This is a genomic window from Testudinibacter sp. 'clade 2' (assembly GCF_006227735.1).
GTDB lineage: Bacteria > Pseudomonadota > Gammaproteobacteria > Enterobacterales > Pasteurellaceae > Chelonobacter.
On record NZ_VDHB01000108.1, the window covers coordinates 1 to 2,388 of the forward strand.

At 51.5% G+C, this 2,388-nt stretch carries 3 protein-coding genes; all 3 read left to right on the forward strand.

Features of this window, described 5'->3' with window-relative positions; genetic code table 11:
• Nucleotides 1-531 (forward strand): hypothetical protein (locus tag FHQ30_RS13455; RefSeq protein ID WP_442805824.1); only part of this gene is annotated, 531 nt, incomplete at its 5' end.
• Nucleotides 532-533: 2 nt separating this feature from the next.
• Complete coding sequence (locus tag FHQ30_RS08945; protein WP_267965308.1) at nt 534-1,583, forward strand: YadA-like family protein; 1,050 nt, start codon at nt 534-536, stop codon at nt 1,581-1,583.
• 71 nt (nt 1,584-1,654) lie between these two features.
• A partial coding sequence (locus FHQ30_RS08950; protein WP_139612244.1) for an OmpA family protein occupies nt 1,655-2,388 on the forward strand: 734 nt, incomplete at its 3' end.

Sequence of the window (2,388 nt, forward strand, 5' to 3'; positions counted from 1 at the left end):
GAGCCACGGGTGCGACTGGTGATACGGGTGCCACCGGCGCAACTGGAGCCACAGGTGCTACCGGAGCCACAGGTGCTACCGGAGATACGGGCGCTACAGGTGCCACAGGTGCTACCGGAGCCACAGGCGCCACAGGCGCAACTGGTGCCACTGGCGCAACTGGCGCTACCGGAGATACGGGCGCTACCGGAGCCACTGGTGCTACCGGAGATACGGGCGCTACAGGTGCTACCGGAGCCACAGGTGCAACTGGTGATACAGGTGCAACTGGTGATACAGGCGCAACTGGTGATACAGGCGCAACTGGTGCTACCGGAGATACGGGCGCTACAGGTGCTACCGGAGCCACAGGCGCCACAGGCGATACAGGTGCCACTGGCGCCACAGGTGCCACTGGCGCAACCGGCGATACCGGTGCGACAGGAGATACCGGTAGTACTGGTGCGGGAACGGAATGGAAGCTGGCAACAGATGGCGATGCAGAGAAAAATCCTGCCCAAGCGCCAAGTGCGGTTTCTGGGGAAACGGTGACAGTGAAACACGGTACTAACACTAAAGCGTCAGCAGTCAGCAAAGATGCCAATGGTAACTATAGCTATGAAATCGATGTGGTTGGCTTACCAATGGAGTATGTGGATCAAGACGGAAATTCGTTGACCAATGTTGGTGGAAACTTCTACCGTTCACAAACCAATGCTGACGGTACCATTACATTAACGCCGGCAACTCCGGCGAAAGTGAAAATTGTCAGTGAAAAACCAATGGTGATCACCAATGTGGCTGATGGTAAAGTCGCCGCAGGTTCAACCGACGCCATCAACGGCAATCAGCTACATGGCACAGCGCAATCGGTTGCCAATGCGTTAGGCGGCGGTTCAACCGTTGACCAAGACGGTAAAGTCACGGCACCAAGCTATGTGATTACACAGACCGATGGCAATACCACTACAGCAAATGATGTTGGCACAGCCTTGAATGCCTTGAATAAAGAGGTGATTAAACCGATTACCTTCGGTGCAGACAGTGGCACGGCATATGCAGCGACGTTGGGTAGCACAGTTAATATTAAAGGTGATGGCAACAATATCTCGACTGAGTCTGATGGTAAAGGCAATATCAAAGTGAAAATCAGCGATACGCCAACCTTTACCACTGTGACCGCCAACAGCTATAAAGTGGGTGATACAACCTATATTGACAGCAATGGTATCAATGCCAACAACCAAACTATCAATAACGTTGCTGACGGCGAAATTTCGGCAACATCGAAACAGGCGGTTAATGGTAGCCAGTTGCATGCAACCAATCAGGCGATTAACAATATCAACAATCGTGTTGACGGTTTAGCCAAAGATATTGACGGCGTCGGCGCAACGGCAGCAGCGATGGCGAGCTTGCCGCAAGCCTATCTGCCAGGTCATTCGCTGGTGGCGGTTGCCGGTGGTGTGCATAAATCGCAAAATGCGGTGGCATTAGGGGTATCACGCATTTCCGACAACGGAAAAGTGATTATCAAATTGAATGCAGCACACAACAGCCGTGGCGATGTCAGCGGTGGCGTTGGTGTTGGTTATCAGTGGTAATAAACCTGACCGCACTTTGCCTAATAGGTAAAAGTGCGGTTCTCACTCAATAATTAAGTGGAGAATATTGAATGAAAAAAGTGACAAAATATTTATTGCCGCTGGCTGTGGTAATGGCACTAGCGGGCTGTCGTTTGAGCGATGTCAAATCTGATGGCACGACCGATCAGCCGGTGTGGCCGAAAGTGGAAGATGCCGGTGTGAATTTCAGCGGTTCGCAGTATGGCATTTGGCCGAACTGGGATAACGTGCGCATGATCGAAAAAGGCATGAACAAAGATCAGCTGTATTATCTGATCGGCAGACCGCACTTTAGCGAAGGCTTGTTTGCGGTGCGTGAATGGGATTATGTGTTCAACTACCGTCAAAACGGTGAGCATAAAATTTGTCAATACAAAGTGTTGTTCGACAAAGACATGAATGCCCAATCATTCTTCTGGAAACCAATCGGCTGTAATAATCAGTATGAACTGTCCGGCGACTTCTTGTTTGATTTTGACTCGGCGACCTTGAGTGCCAAAGGCAAATCAGTGATTGACGAAGTGGCGCGTGGTTTAAATGCGAGTGGCAGCAAAGCGCTGACAGTTGACGGCTATACCGATCGTTTAGGTTCGGACAGCTACAATCAAGTGTTGTCGCAAAGACGTGCCGAAGCGGTGAAAGCCTATCTGGTTTCGAAAGGATTTGCGGCAAGTGCGGTCACCGCGGTCGGACACGGCAAGGCGGATCAAGTGGTGGCGTGTGACGCGGAACAAGGACAAGCGTTGCGTGATTGCCTTCGTCCAAATCGCCGTGTGGTGATCTC